The sequence below is a fragment of the Halobellus ordinarius genome (assembly GCF_031823395.1).
Lineage (GTDB): Archaea > Halobacteriota > Halobacteria > Halobacteriales > Haloferacaceae > Haloquadratum > Haloquadratum ordinarius.
Genome location: NZ_JAVQKJ010000003.1, coordinates 87,613 through 103,520, shown reverse-complemented (window position 1 = coordinate 103,520; position 15,908 = coordinate 87,613). Strand labels below are relative to the sequence as shown.

Genomic DNA, 15,908 nt, shown 5'->3' with positions numbered 1-15,908 from the left:
CTCGGACGGAACCCGTTTCACGCGTTTTATAGTCGCTGCCAGTCCATCCCGCGTATGCTCACGTTCATCGGTCTCGGTCTCTACGACGAACGCTCGATCACCGTCGAGGGCCGGGATGCGCTCGCCGACGCCGACCGGGCCGTCGCGGAGTTCTACACGAGCCACCTGATCGGAACCTCCGTCGAGGAACTGTCCGCATATCACGACATCGACATCGACGTCCGGGACCGCGCGGGCGTCGAACAGCATCCCGACGACATCCTCGATGCCGCCGAGGACGAGCACGTGGCCTTCCTCACGGCCGGGGACACGATGATCTCGACGACCCACGTGGATCTGCGACTCCGCGCGATCGAGCGGGGAATCGACACGCGCGTGATCCACGGGGTGACCGCCCAGACTGCCGCCAGCGGGCTCACGGGCCTGCAGAACTACCGGTTCGGGAAGGCCGTCACGCTGCCGTTCCCGTACGCCCACGGCGCCGAGGGCGTCCCGGAGAGCGTTATCGAATCGATCGAGGCGAACCGCGAGCGGGGTCTCCACACCGTGGTCTACCTCGACATCAAGGCCGAGCGCGGGGAGTATATGACCGCCGACGCCGCCGCGGAGATGCTCGCCGCCGACTGGGCCGACGTCCTCGGCGTCGCCGTCGCCCGGGCCGGAAGTCCGGATCCCACCGTCGCGGCCGATCGGCTCTCTGCGCTCGCCGAGCGCGACTTCGGTGACCCGCTGCACCTGCTCGTCGTCCCCGGCGACCTCCATCACATCGAGTCCGACGCCCTCGCGACACTCGGCGAGGCTCCCGCGGAGCTACTGGCCGCAAACGAGCGGTAAGTGGGGCGGGGTCTTGCTGCTGTGTGGGGTCCAGTTTCGACCTCACAGGAGCTCTCTCCGCTGCCGGAACTCGACGACCGACCGCAGTGCGAGGAGATACCCCGCAGTTGCGAACACCACCGCGAGGATGAGGTTGCCGACCCACAGTCGGACCAGCACGTCGGGGCCGGCCGCGAGGATGTTGCCGTCGAAGGCGAGCGGGACCGGGCCGAGCAGCCGCTGGCCGAGCCAGTAGCTGCTCGCGTACACGCCCCACTTCACGAACGGATTCAACACGAGCACGGAGGCCAGCATTGCGAGTTCGCTCAACTGCTTAAATAGATACACCAGCACAGCAAACATCAGCAGGCCGGTCCCGAGCGTGGGCAAGGCAGTAATAAAGAGTCCGATGCTGAAGCTGATCGCGACCTCCTGTGACGTGTAGTCCTCGATGAACGCGGACTCCAGTTCCTCCCGAATCCGCCGGCGCGCCCGGCGGATCCGCACTCTCATCATCCCCTGCGTAGACGCTAGCAGTCGATATGAACACTTCGGCGATCAGGTGTCGGCAGTCCGCGTGTCGCCGTGGACGGTCTCCTCTCTCATACTGATTACTCTCGTTTCTTCCCGCCGAGCGCCGTCAACGGGGGTGGCGCTCGGCGGTAAAAAGTGAGAGTAACCATTATCACACGCCCGGTCGATTCAGCCCGAGTTCGGATTCGAGGTCGTACTCGTCGCCGGTCACCACGAAGAGGACGTCCTCGATGATCGTCAGCAGTTCGGGCAGTTCCCGGACGACCAGGTAGGTGATCCCCACGAGGACGACGACCGCGAGCAGCTGGCTGATGATCCGATCGGAGATGAAAAACGAGACCATATACGGGTCGGAGGCGCCGAACAGAAAGAGGATCTCGTCGACGAACCACTGCATATACTGCTTGCCGAAGGCGATGGTGATGAACGTCGTTCGCAGGAGGTTCAAGGCGTAGATGATCGGGACCGCGATCGCCATCGCGCGGAGCTTGCGGCGAAGCGGAGCCTTCACTGCGCTGATGAGGCCGGCGAAGATGGCGATGCTACCGAGCCCGGTACACGCGAGGACGACCTCGACGGTCAGCCGGTGGTCGCCGTCGAAGAAGAGGAACGTGTTGAGATAGCCCTGGTCGCCGACGATGAGTTCCGGGTGGTAGCCGAACGCGTTCACGAGAAACCCGGTCTGGGCGGCGACGGTCTCCATCAGGACGCCGCGGGGGGCCGGGACCGCGATGCCCAAAAGCGTGAACGCCGGAATCGTCTCGAAGGGGAGGTAGATCACGCCCATCGCTGCGACTGCCCGCGAGAGCACGTACAGGGAGTCGCGGCCGTCGAAGAGCAGGTACCCGACGTACAGCGACGCCGGCACCGCGATCACGGCGAGGATCCCCTCGACGTAGCTCTTGTGGACGAACGCGAAGTGCGGGACCAACTGGAGCCAGAAGACGGCGAAGCCGACCCACGCGGCGACCGTGAGATACCGCGCGGCCCGCTCGTTCCGGCGGCGCGAGAACACTCCGACGACGAACGTGAGGATCACGGCCCACGCGAGCGCATCGGAGAGGACACCTGGCATATCCGACCGAACGAGGTTGACGGATAAATCCCTTGTCGTTCCGTGTGTCGGGAACGCGGAACCGTGGTCGGGACTGAACCTCCGTTTGGACGCCGGACGGGGCCGACCTGTCACAACTTTTACCCCGCAGAACTCTGTCCCTCGTCGTATGAGAGAGCGTGTGCAGTGTCCTTCCTGCGGCGATGACGTCGAGGTGTTCGTCTCCGGAACCATCGTCGACGTCACCCTGAAGGACTCCGTCACCGAGGAAAGCGCGGCGAGTCAGATTCTATCGGGCTTCGCAGACGGGATGGACGGCAAAGAATACCACGAGGAGCGGTGTCCGCACTGTTCGGCGCTGCTCCGGGTCACTACCCAGTAGTACGGTCGGCGTCGATTCGGGTGACCCGGTCGCTGCGGCCGTTCAGGGCTCCAGGATCTCGATCTCGTGGCCGTCCTGGTCTTTCGTGAAGGCGTAGCGGTTGTCGCAGGATTCGGGGTCGCGGTAGTCCTCGGCCTCCCGTTCCATCAGCGTCGCCCAGTAGTCGTGGAGGTCGTCCGCGCGGACGCAGAGGTGGCCCCAGGCGTCGCCCATCGTGTACGAGCGGCCGTCGTAGTTGTACGTGAGTTCGACGGTCATCGCGGCGTCGGAGGCGCCCGCCGGCTTCATAAAGTAGTTCGCGAAGGTGTCCGACTCCCAGCGGCGGGTGTGTTCGTACTCGAACTTTCGGGTCCAGAAGCCGAGTGCCTCGTCGGCGTCCTCGACGCGGATCATCGTGTGATCCAGGCTCCACGTCGACAGGTCGGGATCCCGCTGGACGATCTCGACCTCGTGGCCGTCGGGGTCTCTCACGAACGCGTAGCGGCCCCCGCAGGATTCGGGGTCGCGGTAGTCCTCGACGCCCTCCTCGATCAGTTGCTCGTAGTGGGCTTCGAGTTCGCCCTCGGGGACGCGAACGGCGATGTGTCCCCAGGCGTCGCCCATCTCGTACGTTCGGTCGTCGTGGTTGTACGTCAGTTCGAGCATCGCCCCCTCCTCGTGCATCTCCTCGGGGCCGAGGTAGACGTTCGTGAAGGTGTCGGCCTCCCAGCGGCCCTTCTCCTCGTAGTTCAGGTGCGTCGTGTACCAATCGAGCGACGCATCGAGGTCTTCGACGCGCATCATCACGTGGTCGAGTACTCCGGACATAGGCGACCGAACGGGCGCCGCGATGAAAAAGGATCTGACCGAGGGACGGCCCAGTCGTCGGGAGGGACCGACCCGCTATGATCGCCGCATCGTGCGAACTCGCGGCCAGTAGTACCACCACGCCACCGCCAGCACCGCAACGGTCCCGATTGGCCACGCGATCCGGCCCGGCTGGAGCGAAAAGCCCCACGCGAGCCGGAGTTGGGCGATCCCGACCAGGACGAGGAGGCCGCCGGTGACCCGCGGATCCTCGCGGTCGACTCGCCAGCCGACGGCGGCGCTTGCGACCGCGGCCGCGTAGAATGCGACCGAAAGCGGCCACGCAAGGATGTACTCCGGGAGGCCGCGCGTGTACACGAAGAGAAAGTCCGGCAACGTGGTCACCGAGAGCGGGTTCGTGTTGACGAGCCCCCACGCGAACAGGAACGTCGCGTCGCCCGCGGCAAACACTTGCAGGGACCACGGGAGGAACAGAAGCGAGAGGAGCGCCAGCACGGTCCGCCTGGTGGACGACGTTTCGGGGTTATCGTGGGAGGAAGGCACAGTCTTCGGCACCGTGTCACTTCCGGGCGACGACCCGGAGAACGTCCTCGTCCTGCAGTTCGTGGTCGCGGCCGACCTGCTGTTCGTCGTGTTTCGCGCTCGGCCCGGTGACGCGGGCAAAGCGGAACCGCTCTTCGAGGGTGCCGCCGAGCTTTCGGAGCGCGTCGTCGACGGTGTTTTCGCCCTCCATCAGAATCAGCGGTTCCTCGTAGTCGACGCCGCGGCCCGGTTTGTCCATATAGATCCGGATGAGCCCGAGGTTCTCCCAGAGCCGTTCCTTCAGCGCGTCGAGGCCCTTCTCGGCCTCGGCGCTGATGAACGTCGCTTCTTCGGGGTCGACGCCGACCTCCCGGAGGTTCTCCTCGACCGTCGGCAGGTAGTCGCGGTCGATCAGGTCGGCCTTGTTGACGGCGACGATCGAGGGGAGGTAGACGCGGTTGTCCATGATCCCGTCGATGAGTTCGTCGATCGTGATGTCGCCGCGGACGGTCACGTCGGCGTTGACGTAGCCGTGTTCCCGGAGGACGCTCGCGATCGTGTCCTCGTCGAGGGAGACGTCGTCGGAGGTCGTCACCTGGAGGCCTCCCTTGCCACGCTTCGAGATGGTGATGTTCGGTGGCGACGTGTCGATGCGGATCTTGTTCTTGTAGAGTTCCCGCTTGAGCCGCTCGTAGCGTTCGATCTCGAAGACCGAGAGGAGAAAGACCACCAGATCTGCCGTGCGGACGACCGACAGGACCGCCTTCCCGTCGCCGCGGCCGCCGGCGGCGCCCTCGATGAGCCCCGGGACGTCGAGGATCTGGATGTTCGCGCCGTTGTACTTCAGCATTCCTGGGTTGACGTCGAGCGTCGTGAACTCGTATTCGCCGACCTCGCTGTCGGCGTTGGTGAGGGCGTTGATCAGGGTCGACTTGCCGACGCTCGGAAAGCCCACGAGCGCGACGGTGGCATCCCCGGTCTTCTCGACCGCGTAGCCGTGGCCGCCGCCACTGCCGGACTGGTTCTCGAGTTTCTCTTTTTTCTCCGCGAGTTTCGCCTTCAGCCGACCGATGTGCTGTTCGGTGGCCTTGTTGTACGGCGTGTTCGCGATCTCCTCGCGGAGTTCTTCGATCTCTTCCTCCAGTCCCATCGGGTATGAGTCAACCATCTGCGTCGAAAAAGGTGTTCTTTCCGTCCGGGGCGCAGTTGGCAGAATCGAAGCGCTTTGTACGCTCCGGCGCGTACTGTGGGATAATGGATGCAGAACCGGGGCTCTCGGAGCAGTATCGCACGGCGAGTCCGTGGCCGCTTTTCGTCGCGCTCGGCATTCCGATCTCGGAACTCGGAATCCTCTTCGGCCTGTTTCCGCTGGCCGTCGGTGGCCTCCTCCTGTTCGGCGGCAGCGTCGCCGGCCTGGCGACCGAATCGAGCTACGCGCGGACGCCCTGGCGCGCCCTGTTCGCGGTGTCGGTGCCGCTTTTCGCCCTCGGGGCCGCGTTTATGTACACCGCCATCGACCTCCCGGATCGGGGGCTCGCGATCGTCGCTGCGGGCGTGATTCTCGTGGCTGCGGGCCTCGCGGGAACGTTGTTCACACCGGACGGCGAGCCGGCGTACTGAGCGTGAGGGAGTAGAGCAGAGGGGCAGACGCCGCAGAACGGGCTGACGTAGTGATACTGATCACTCTCACTTTTTCCGCCGAGCACTAACCCCGTTTCCGCCGAGCACCACCCCCGTTGACGGCGTTCGGCGGGAAGCGACGAGAGTAATCAGTATGAGTCCCGGCACAGCGGCGGCGACGTCACCTGCGTCCTCGAAGACGAATCAACAACCTATTTCATTCTCCACCGGAAGAGTCACCTATGGCCAACAAGATCTTCGACCGGGATACCCTGCTGGATCTCACGGTCAACGTGGTCCCGCTTTTTATTATGGGCTTCTTCGTCGTCGCCTTCGCCCTGTTCTCGCCGTTCGGGATCGACCCGCTCACCTCGTCGGTCCAGTTCGGACTGCTGGCGGTTCCCTTCGTCCTGCTCGCGGTCCTGACGTACTTCGCCGGGCGGGCGGTCGCCGGCAGCGAGAAGTCCGGAGACGTCTACCTGCCGGGACAGGCCAGCGTCGAGGGAGCAACGCCCATCGAGGAGGAACACGGCGAGACCGACGCCGCAGTCGACGACGAGGGCGGCGACGCCGAACTCGAAGACGACGGAAGCGACGCCGAACTCGACGGGGCAGACGAAGCCGACGCGGAGACGGATGCGGGTTCAGCGGACGACGGTGAGGGCGACGACGGAGACAGTGCGGACGCCGACAGCGACGACGAGACCGATTCCTGATTTCCCGCCACTACCTCGCGGTCGCAACCGGGCAGATCACTGCTGGTGACGAGGCAGCCTGCCGGTTCGTGGCGAGCCGGTTGAGACATCCCGAACCTTTCATTACCTTCCGTTCCTCAAGGACGGATATGCAGGTCAACGGGCAGTTAGCACTGACGGTCCTTATGGGGCTCTTCCTCGTGGCCGTCGCCGCGTGGCTCGCGCGGGTGGAAAACTGGCGGTCGTACACCCCGATTGCGGGTGGCGGCGGTTACGGGCAGGGGGAAAGCTACGTCTCCGAGAAGCCATCCGGCATCATCCGCTGGCTGACGACGGTCGATCACAAGGATATCGGGATCCTCTACGGCGCGTACGCGCTCGTGGCGTTCGTCGTCGGCGGCCTGATGGTCGTCGCGATGCGGATCGAGTTGCTCTTCCCGGAGATGACGCTGCTTTCGAACACGTTCTACAACTCGCTTCTGACGAGCCACGGCATCACGATGCTGTTCCTGTTCGGGACGCCGATCATCGCGGCCTTCGCGAACTATCTCGTGCCGCTTCTGATCGGCGCGGACGACATGGCGTTCCCGCGGATCAACGCCATCGCCTTCTGGCTTTTGCCGCCGGGCGCGATTCTCATCTGGGCGGGCTTCTTCCCGATCCCGGATCTCATCCCGGCACAGACGGCCTGGACGATGTACACGCCGCTGTCTGCGGGTGAGGGCGTCGGCAACCAGGCGAACGCCGGTGTCGACCTGATGCTGCTCGGGCTCCACCTCACGGGTGTGTCGGCGACGATGGGATCGATCAACTTCATCGCCACCATCTTCACCGAACGCAACGAGAAGACCTCCTGGGCCAACCTCGACATCTTCTCGTGGACGGTCCTCACCCAGTCGGGGCTGATCCTCTTTGCGTTCCCGCTTCTGGGCAGCGCGCTCGTGATGTTGCTCTTCGACCGGAACTTCGGTACGACCTTCTTCGCCGGGGAGGGCGGGACGATGCTGTGGCAGCATCTGTTCTGGTTCTTCGGGCATCCCGAGGTCTACATCCTGGTGTTGCCGCCGATGGGCATCGTGAGCTACGTCATCCCGCGGTTCTCGGGCCGGCGGCTCTTCGGCTTCAAGTTCGTCGTCTACTCGACGCTTGCGATCGGCGTGCTCTCCTTCGGCGTCTGGGCGCACCACATGTTCGCGACCGGAATGGACCCCCGGCTCAGCGCCTCGTTCATGGCGGTCTCACTGGCGATTGCGATACCGAGCGCGGTGAAGACGTTCAACTGGATCACGACGATGTGGAACGGCCGGGTCCGGTTGACCACGCCGATGCTGTTCAGTATCGGCTTCGTCGCGAACTTCATCATCGGCGGCGTCACGGGCGTGTTCCTCGCGAGCATCCCGGTGGACCTGATCCTCCACGACACCTACTACGTCGTCGGGCACTTCCACTACGTGATTATGGGGGCGATCGCCTTCGCCGTGTTCTCGGGGCTGTACTACTGGTACCCGCTGTACACCGGCCGGATGTACCAGCGCACCCTCGGCAAGGCCCACTTCTGGCTCACGATGGTCGGGACGAACGTGACCTTCTTCGCGATGATCCTGCTGGGCTACGGCGGGATGCCGCGCCGGTACGCCACGTACCTGCCGCAGTTCGCGACGCTCCACCAACTCGCGACCGTCGGCGCGGTCATCCTGCTCGCCGGCCAGATCATCTTCGTCTGGAACTTCGTCGCTTCGTGGCTCGAAGGGCCGGAAGTCACCGACGGCGATCCGTGGGACCTCCGGGAGTCGGGCCTGTACACGGGTGAGTGGGACTGGTACGAACGGAAAATCGAGACGGCGATCACGGACGGCGGCGAGGAAGAGGGGGCCGTCCTGCCCGATGGCGGCACCCCCGACGAGGAGTAGGGGAGTCGAGGCCGGATTTTCGCTGTTATAGTAGCGTTTGCAAGTTTTTACTTACTCGATCGCACGACTGCGTGCGATCGGATATGCAATCAGTTGCAAACGCTACTATATTCTGTCGACGGCTGTTCTGACGACGACTTTCCTGCCCACTTCGTCAGATAGCGAGCGCGATCCCGGTGAGAAACATAAGCGTTGCGACCGTTCCGAGGACGACGCCGAGGAGGTCTCTATCGCTCATAACCGTTCTTCGGCACCGACAAGCAAAGGTGCGTCGGTCCTGGCGGTCGAAGTAATCGGCTGGCAAGCGGGTCGCTTAACCGACTGCACCACCGAAATCGACCCGTGAACGGACGCGAGGGGACAAGAGAGTCTGACTCCGACGTCGCAGGAGAGACAGAGGGCCGCAGCGGGCAGCGGTTCGTGCTCTTCCTGTACGTCGCGCTCGTGGGCGTCGCGACCGCCGCGGGCCTGCTGACCGGGACGTTCGTCGACGGGCTTCGGTCGCCGCGGTTCCTGTTTCTGATTCCCTTCCCGGCGTCGCCGCTGGGCTTCGCCGCCTACGGAGGACTGACCATCGCGCTCGTGCTCGGGATTCCGCTGGCGCTCGTGAGCTACGTCTCGCGGAACATCGACGAGTAGGCGACGCCGTCGGCGACCCTTTTTATTCCAGGCGGCTGTAGACACACCGACGATGGACGTAGACGACCACGCCGAGGAGCTCGCCTCCACCCTCGGTGTAGACAAATCGGAGGTCGAATCGGACCTTGAGAACCTGCTTTCGTACAGCGTCCCGATCGACGAGGCAAAGCAGAGCATCCGCCGCAAGTACGGAGGTGATGGCGGCGGCGACGCGACCCCGACGACGAAGGACCTCGCGGACGTCACTACCGAGGACGGGAACGTCACGGTGACGGTTCGCGTGCTCACCGTCGGCCGGCGCTCGATCCGGTATCAGGGCGACGAGCAGACGATCCACGAGGGCGAGTTCGCCGACGAGACGGGCCGGATCTCCTACACCGCCTGGGAGGACTTCGGCTTCGAGCCCGGCGACTCGATCACCGTCGGCAACGCCGGCGTCCGCGAGTGGGACGGCGAACCAGAACTGAACATCGGCCAGTCCTCGACGGTCGCCATCGAGACGACGCCCGTGGAGGTCCCCCACGAGATCGGCGGCGACACGGACCTCGTCGACCTCCGGGCGGGCGACCGGGGACGGAACGTCGAGGTCCAGGTACTCGAATCCGAAGAGCGCGTCATCGACGGCCGCGACGGCGAGACGACGATCCGGTCGGGGATCGTCGCCGACGAGACCGGGCGCCTGCCCTTCACCGACTGGGAGGCGCGCTCGGAACTCCGCGAGGGCCACGACTTCCGCTTCGAGGAGGTGTACGTCCGGGAGTTCCGGGGCGTCCCGCAGGTGAACCTCTCGGAGTACACGACCGTCACGCCGCTCGCCCGCGACGTCGAGGTCGACGACGAAGCCCCGCAGATGGACGTCGCGGAAGCGATCGGTTCCGGCGGCCTCTTCGACGTCGAACTCGTCGGGAACGTCCTCGAAGTCCGCGACGGCTCCGGGCTCATCGAGCGCTGCCCCGACTGCGGCCGCGTGCTCCAGAACAGTCAGTGCCGCGTCCACGGCGACGTCGACGGCGAGGACGATATGCGCGTGAAGGCGATCCTCGACGACGGGACCGGGACGGTGACGGTCGTCCTCGACCGCGACCTGACGGAGGAACTGTACGGCGGCACGATGGACGACGCGATGGCCGCCGCTCGCGAGGCGATGGACAAGGAGGTCGTCGCCGACGAGATCCGCGAGGCGGTCGTCGGCCGGGAGTACCGCGTCCGCGGGAACCTCTCGGTCGACGACTACGGCGCGAACGTCGAGGCCAGCGAGTTCGAGCGCTCGACGGACGATCCGGCGACCCGTGCCGCGGCGCTGCTCGGGGAGGTGCGCTCGTGAGCGACGCTCCCCAGGGTCGGGAGGTAGCTCGCAGGCTCTTCGCGGCCGAATTCGAGGACGCGACGCTCTCGTACTCGGAGGGCGAGGAGGAACGCGCACCCAACTACGTGGTCACGCCGACGGGTGCGCGGACGAACCGACTGTTCGCCGTCGGCGCCCTCACCGAGGTCGAGTCCGTCAGCGAGGACGTCCTCCGGGGGCGAGTCGTCGATCCGACCGGCGCGTTCGTCACGTACGCGGGGCAGTACCAGCCGGACGCCGCGGCCTTCCTCGAACGCGCCGCCCCGCCGTGTTTCGTCTCTCTCACCGGCAAGGCACGGACGTACCAGCCGGACGACTCCGATCGGATCTTCACCTCCGTGCGCCCCGAGAGCCTCAACGAGGTCGACGCCGACACCCGGGACCGCTGGGTCGTTGCCGCGGCGGAGGCGACGCTGTACCGGGTCGCCACGACCGCCGCCGCGCTGGCACTGGACGTCCGCGGCGAGGATCTCCGTGCGACACTCGAATCCCGCGGCGTCGACAGCGCGCTCGCACAGGGGGTCGCCCTCGCCGTCGACCACTACGAGCCGACCGAACATTACCTCGAAGCCGTCAGGCGGATGGCGGTCGAGGCGCTGGAACTCGTCGCCGACGAGCGCGACGCCGTCACTGCGCCGAGCGTCGGGCCGAGCGAGTCGGGACCGGACGAACTGGGGCCGCTGCCGACGGTACCGGCGACGTCTTCGGCTGCAACCGCCGAGGCGCCGACACCGGCGGAATCAGAACCCTCCCCATCGGCGGATACCGCTCCGTCGCCGGAATCGACCCCCGAAACTGACGTAGCGGGGGCGGGTGAGGAGACGGCGTCGTCGACAGATGAGGAGGCGCTGTCGTCGACAGATGAGGAGGCGCTGTCGTCGTCAGGTGAGGAGGCGCCGTCCGCGGACGATGTGACCACAGCGGACGCCGACACGTCACCCGCACCGTCTGACACCACTGCTTCGGCGGAGGCGACGGACGCAGTCGCGGCCGACGACGGGGAAAAAGTGCCCAAAACGGAACCGGAGGCAGAACCCGAGTCGGAACCCGCAGATACTAGTGCGGACGCCGGTCTCGGAGCAGCCGGCGACGGCGAAGGCGGGACCGACGCCGCCGCGCCGGAATCGAATACCGCCACAGACGACCTGGGAGACTTCGAGGCGGAACCCTCGGCCGGGTCCGACGACGGATCCGCCGAGGCTACCGACGACGGACTGGATGCCCCACTCGACGAGGAGGGGATGTACGAACTCGACGAGGAGGAGCGCGAGGAGATCGAATCCGAGTACGGGACCGAGTTCTCGACCGGCAACGAGGTCGACGAACCGGGCGAGGCGGACATCGACGTCCCGGACCCCGAGGAACTCGAATCGATGGCCGAAGAGACCGCGGGCGCGGCCGAGCCGGCGGATACCAGCACGACTCCGGAGCCGACCCCCGAGTCAGGGGAACCGGAAGCGGCGGATGCGACAGGCTCGCAATCGGACGCGACTCCCGAATCTGCCGCTGGCACCGACACGGCCGGCGGGGACGATGCCGCCCCGGCGGCCGGAGCGGACGACTCGGCCGACGGCAGCGACTCGGCAGCCGAGAGTGACTCGGCGGCGGATGTCGACCTCGAAGACGCGGCGGTCTCCGTGATGGCGGACCTCGACGACGGCGACGGCGCCGAGCGCGAGGCGGTCGTCGCGGCAGTCGTCGAGGAGTACGGCGCGGATCCCGACGACGTCGAAGACGCCATCCAGGAGGCGTTGATGGGCGGGAAGTGCTACGAGCCGGCCGAGGGAATGCTGAAGGCGATCTGACCGTGTCGGTGCCCGAAGGCGACGGTTCGGCTGCGTCGGGATCGCTTGTCGAACCCGTTCCCGGGGCGCCCGCCGCAGTTGCCCGACTGGACAGCGAGACCGCGCTTGTCGTCGCCGACTACCACGCGGGCATCGAAATCGGGCTCCGGTACGAGCGCGGCGTCGAACTCGACAGCAACGCGGCAGTCCGCCGGACGCGACTTCAGGGCCTCCTCGACCGCGTCGATCCCGACCGGCTGGTCGTTCTCGGCGATCTGATCCACCGGATCGGCGCGCCCGACGGCGCGGAGGCCGAGGAACTCGACGATCTGCTCGATTCGCTCCCGCGCCTGCCGATCACGATCGTCGCCGGCAACCACGACGGGGGGCTGGCGGCCCGCTTCGAGGACGACGTCCGCGTCACAGTCGAACCGACAGATGGCGTCAGGCTGGGTCGTGTCGGCTTCGTTCACGGTCACACGTGGCCGTCCCGGGCGGTCGTCGAGAGCGACGTGGTCTGCATCGGCCACGAGCATCCCGCGGTCCGTCTGGCCGACAGCGTCGGCGGCGGGCGCAAGGAGCGTGCGTGGCTCCGCGGGCCGCTCCGGCCGGCGCCCTTCGCTGACCACCTCGGCGTCGACGTCGCCGACCTCGATTGGCGGGAGCCGGAGATCGTGGTCTTTCCGGCGTTCAACGCCCGATCGGGCGGCACGTGGGTGAACGTCGAGGGGCAGGGCTTTTTGTCGCCGTTCCTGCCGGACGCGCTCGTGGAGGCGGAGACCGAGGCGTACTTGCTTGACGGCACTAGGCTCGGCCCCTTCCGGTCGGTGTAGGCTGGGACGTAGTCGTTGCTTCCGGTCGGTGTAGGCCGGGGTCCCCGTCGCTTCGGGAGGTCAAGCGGGCGAACGCTGCCCTTAATCCGTTCGCGCCGGTAGAGATGGCGATGCCTGACGGGACGTCCGCCCGGGGAATGGACGCCTTCACGGCGCTCGGGGAGTCGGTGCGGGCGGCGCTGTCCGACCGCGGCTTCGAGACGCCGACGGAGCCCCAGCGCCGGGCGATCCCGCCGCTCGCGGCCGGGAAGAACGCCCTCGTCCTCGCGCCGACCGGGACCGGGAAGACCGAGACGGCGATGCTGCCGGTCTTCGACGCGATCGTCCGGGCCGATCCAGAGGAACGCGAGGGGCTTTCGGCGCTCTACATCACCCCGCTGCGCGCGTTGAACCGGGATATGCGCGAGCGACTGGAGTGGTGGGGGCAGACCCTGGACGTCGAGATCGACGTCCGTCACGGCGACACGACGCAGTACCAGCGGGGGAAACAGGCCGACGATCCGCCGGACGTGCTGGTCACGACGCCCGAGACGCTGCAGGCGATGCTGACGGGGAAGAAACTCCGTCGGGCGCTCTCGGACGTCCGCCACGTCGTCGTCGACGAGGTCCACGAACTCGCCTCCGCGAAGCGCGGCGCACAGTTGACGATTGCGCTGGAGCGATTACGGGCGCTCGCGGGGTCCTACCAACGGATCGGCCTCTCCGCGACGGTGGGATCGCCCGCGGAGGTCGGCCGCTTTCTGACCGGCGACCGCGACTTCGAGATCGTCGAGGTCGACGTCGGCAGCGACGTCTCCTTTTCGGTCACGCACCCCGAGGTGACGCCCGAAGACGAGCAGTTGGCGGGCCAACTCGCTACCGATGCCGAGATCGCGAGTCACGTCCGGGTCGTCCGCGACATCGTCCGCGACCACGAGTCGACGCTGGTGTTCGTCAACACGCGACAGACCGCCGAGGCGCTCGGCTCGCGGTTCAAAGCCCTCGGCGAACCGATCGAGGTCCACCACGGCTCGCTCTCGAAGGACGTCCGGATCGACGTCGAAGACCGATTCAAGTCCGGCGACCTCGACGCGCTCGTCTGTACCTCCTCGATGGAACTGGGGATCGACGTCGGCCGCGTCGATCACGTCGTCCAGTACGGCAGCCCGCGGGAGGTCTCGCGGCTCCTCCAGCGCGTCGGCCGCGCCGGCCACCGCCGGGATCAGGTTTCGAGGGGGACGCTCGTCACCTCGTCGCCGGACGATACGCTCGAAGCGCTCGCGATCGCCCGGCGCGCAGAGGCCGGTGAGGTCGAACCCGCGCGGATCCACCACGCCAGCCTCGACACCGTCGCGAACCAGATCGTCGGCATCGTGATGGACGAAGGCGAGGTGTCGGCGCGGCGGGCCTACGAACTCGTGACCGCGGCGTATCCCTTCGCCGACCTCGAGGAGGCGACATTCCGCGAGGTGGTCAGAGAGCTCTCGAAGAACCGGCTGCTGTGGCTGGAGGAAGACGCCGACCGGTTAGAGAAATCCAGCGGGACCTGGCAGTACTTCTACGCCAACCTCTCGATGATCCCCGACGAGGAGACCTACGAAGTGCACGACATCTCCTCACGGGGACAGATCGGCACGCTCGACGAGCGGTTCGTCGTCAACTTCGCCGAACCGGGCGCCGCGTTCGTCCAGCGCGGGGAGATGTGGCGCATCAACGACATCGACGACGACGAGGCGCGGGTGAACGTCACGCCGATCGAGGACCCAAGCGGCGAGGTGCCCTCCTGGACCGGCTCGGAGATCCCCGTCCCCGCCCGCGTTGCCAACGAAGTCGGCGAGATCCGTGCGGTCGCCGCCGGGCAGTTCGAGCGCGGGGCGCCCCGGGAGGCCGTCGCGCGGGACCTCCGCCGGCGGTATCCGACCGACGCCGACACGCTCGCGGCGGCGCTGGATCCGATCGAACGCCAGGTCGAGACCGGGCTGCCGGTCCCGACCGCCGACCGACTCGTCGTCGAGGGGCAGGCCCGGACGGCCGTCCTGAACAGCTGTTACGGCCACCGCGTCAACGAGACGATCGGTCGGCTGCTCGCTGCTCTGGTCGGCCAGCGCACGGGCTCGTCGGTCGGGATGGAGATCAGTCCCTACCGGATCGAACTCGAAGTGCCCTCCCGGGCGTCGATCCGCGACGTCACCGAGGTGCTGGAGACGACCGAACCCGACCACGTCGAGGCGGTGCTCGAACTCGCGCTGAAGAACTCCGACGCGCTGAAGTTCACGCTCGCGCAGGTCGCCGCGAAGTTCGGGGCACTCAAGCGCTATCAGGGTCGGGAGCGGTTCGGCGCGGACCGCCTGCTCGCGGCGCTCGAAGACACGCCCGTCTACGACGAGGCCGTCCGGGAGGTGTTCCACGTCGACCTCGCGGTCGAGGCAACGGCGGACCTGCTCGAACGACTGCACGCCGGGGGCGACCTCGAACTCGCCACCGCCCGCGAGCGGACGCCCATCGGGACCGGCGGCCGATCGAGCGGGCGCGAACTGCTCGTCCCCGAGAACGCCGACGCGAGCGTGATCGAGGCGGTCAAAGAACGCATCCGCAACGACCGGGTCCGGCTCCTCTGTCTGCACTGTCGGGAGTGGGAACACACCACGAAGGTCCGCCGCGTCCGCGACCCGCCCGAGTGTCCCGACTGCGGGGCGACCCGGATCGCCTGCCTGAACCCCTGGGACGAGGAGACCCCCGCCGCGGTCCGGGCTGACGGCGCGGACCGCGACGACGAGGCCGAGCGATTGGTGAAACGCGCCTACCGCTCGGCGAGCCTCGTCCAGAGCCACGGCAAGCAGGCCGTGGTCGCGCTGGCGGCGCGCGGTGTCGGCCCGCAGACGGCCGCTCGGATCATCGGCAAACTCCGAGAGGACGAGGCCGACTTCTACCGCGACATCCTCGAACAGGAGCGGCAGTACGCCCGGACGCAGTCCTTCTGGGACTGAGCGA

At 66.8% G+C, this 15,908-nt stretch carries 15 protein-coding genes; 10 read left to right on the top strand and 5 right to left on the bottom strand.

Features of this window, described 5'->3' with window-relative positions; genetic code table 11:
• Positions 1–54 precede the first annotated feature (54 nt).
• Positions 55–834, top strand: a complete 780-nt coding sequence (dph5, locus tag RJT48_RS03910; protein WP_311170938.1) for a diphthine synthase — start codon at positions 55–57, stop codon at positions 832–834.
• Positions 835–876: 42 nt separating this feature from the next.
• Here dph5 and RJT48_RS03905 read toward each other — a convergent pair whose 3' ends face one another.
• Positions 877–1,326: a DUF2062 domain-containing protein gene (locus RJT48_RS03905; protein ID WP_311170937.1), complete on the bottom strand. Its 450-nt coding sequence runs from the start codon at positions 1,324–1,326 to the stop codon at positions 877–879.
• A 172-nt stretch (positions 1,327–1,498) separates the two neighbouring features.
• Positions 1,499–2,422, bottom strand: a complete 924-nt coding sequence (gene artA, locus RJT48_RS03900; RefSeq protein WP_311170936.1) for an archaeosortase A — start codon at positions 2,420–2,422, stop codon at positions 1,499–1,501.
• 148 nt (positions 2,423–2,570) lie between these two features.
• Between artA and RJT48_RS03895 the strand changes: the two genes are divergently transcribed.
• A complete protein-coding gene (locus RJT48_RS03895; protein WP_311170935.1) occupies positions 2,571–2,783 on the top strand; it encodes a hypothetical protein in 213 nt (70 codons plus the stop codon).
• Between the two features lie 42 nt (positions 2,784–2,825).
• On the opposite strand, the gene RJT48_RS03890 is transcribed toward RJT48_RS03895, so the two are convergent.
• From RJT48_RS03890 to RJT48_RS03880, 3 genes are all read right to left on the bottom strand, one after another.
• Complete coding sequence (locus RJT48_RS03890) at positions 2,826–3,590, bottom strand: VOC family protein (RefSeq protein ID WP_311170934.1); 765 nt, start codon at positions 3,588–3,590, stop codon at positions 2,826–2,828.
• Positions 3,591–3,665: 75 nt separating this feature from the next.
• Positions 3,666–4,145 carry a TIGR04206 family protein gene (locus tag RJT48_RS03885; RefSeq protein ID WP_311170933.1) on the bottom strand — a complete coding sequence of 160 codons (480 nt, stop codon included), beginning with the start codon at positions 4,143–4,145 and terminating at the stop codon, positions 3,666–3,668.
• A 4-nt stretch (positions 4,146–4,149) separates the two neighbouring features.
• Positions 4,150–5,262, bottom strand: coding sequence for an OBG GTPase family GTP-binding protein (locus RJT48_RS03880; protein WP_311170932.1), 1,113 nt, complete (start codon positions 5,260–5,262; stop codon positions 4,150–4,152).
• Between the two features lie 104 nt (positions 5,263–5,366).
• Between RJT48_RS03880 and RJT48_RS03875 the strand changes: the two genes are divergently transcribed.
• The 8 genes from RJT48_RS03875 to RJT48_RS03840 all read left to right on the top strand — a co-directional run bounded on the left by RJT48_RS03875 (position 5,367) and on the right by RJT48_RS03840 (position 15,904).
• Positions 5,367–5,732: a DUF7541 family protein gene (locus RJT48_RS03875; protein WP_311170931.1), complete on the top strand. Its 366-nt coding sequence runs from the start codon at positions 5,367–5,369 to the stop codon at positions 5,730–5,732.
• Positions 5,733–5,974: 242 nt separating this feature from the next.
• Entirely contained in the window at positions 5,975–6,448 is a 474-nt protein-coding gene (locus RJT48_RS03870) for a DUF6684 family protein (protein ID WP_311170930.1), read from the top strand.
• 128 nt (positions 6,449–6,576) lie between these two features.
• The gene (locus RJT48_RS03865; protein ID WP_311170929.1) at positions 6,577–8,337 is read left to right on the top strand and encodes a cbb3-type cytochrome c oxidase subunit I; all 1,761 of its coding nucleotides are present in this window, start codon (positions 6,577–6,579) and stop codon (positions 8,335–8,337) included.
• A 342-nt stretch (positions 8,338–8,679) separates the two neighbouring features.
• On the top strand, positions 8,680–8,976 hold the full coding sequence (locus RJT48_RS03860; protein WP_425604697.1) for a DUF7520 family protein: 297 nt from the start codon (positions 8,680–8,682) through the stop codon (positions 8,974–8,976).
• A 52-nt stretch (positions 8,977–9,028) separates the two neighbouring features.
• Positions 9,029–10,300, top strand: coding sequence for a Single-stranded DNA binding protein (locus RJT48_RS03855; RefSeq protein WP_311170928.1), 1,272 nt, complete (start codon positions 9,029–9,031; stop codon positions 10,298–10,300).
• Entirely contained in the window at positions 10,297–12,126 is a 1,830-nt protein-coding gene (locus RJT48_RS03850; RefSeq protein ID WP_311170927.1) for a hypothetical protein, read from the top strand. The genes RJT48_RS03855 and RJT48_RS03850 overlap by 4 nt, the downstream gene beginning before the upstream one ends.
• 8 nt (positions 12,127–12,134) lie before the next feature.
• The gene (locus RJT48_RS03845) at positions 12,135–12,938 is read left to right on the top strand and encodes a metallophosphoesterase (protein ID WP_311170926.1); all 804 of its coding nucleotides are present in this window, start codon (positions 12,135–12,137) and stop codon (positions 12,936–12,938) included.
• Between the two features lie 110 nt (positions 12,939–13,048).
• Complete coding sequence (locus RJT48_RS03840) at positions 13,049–15,904, top strand: DEAD/DEAH box helicase (protein ID WP_311170925.1); 2,856 nt, start codon at positions 13,049–13,051, stop codon at positions 15,902–15,904.
• The last annotated feature ends 4 nt before the right edge of the window (positions 15,905–15,908 follow it).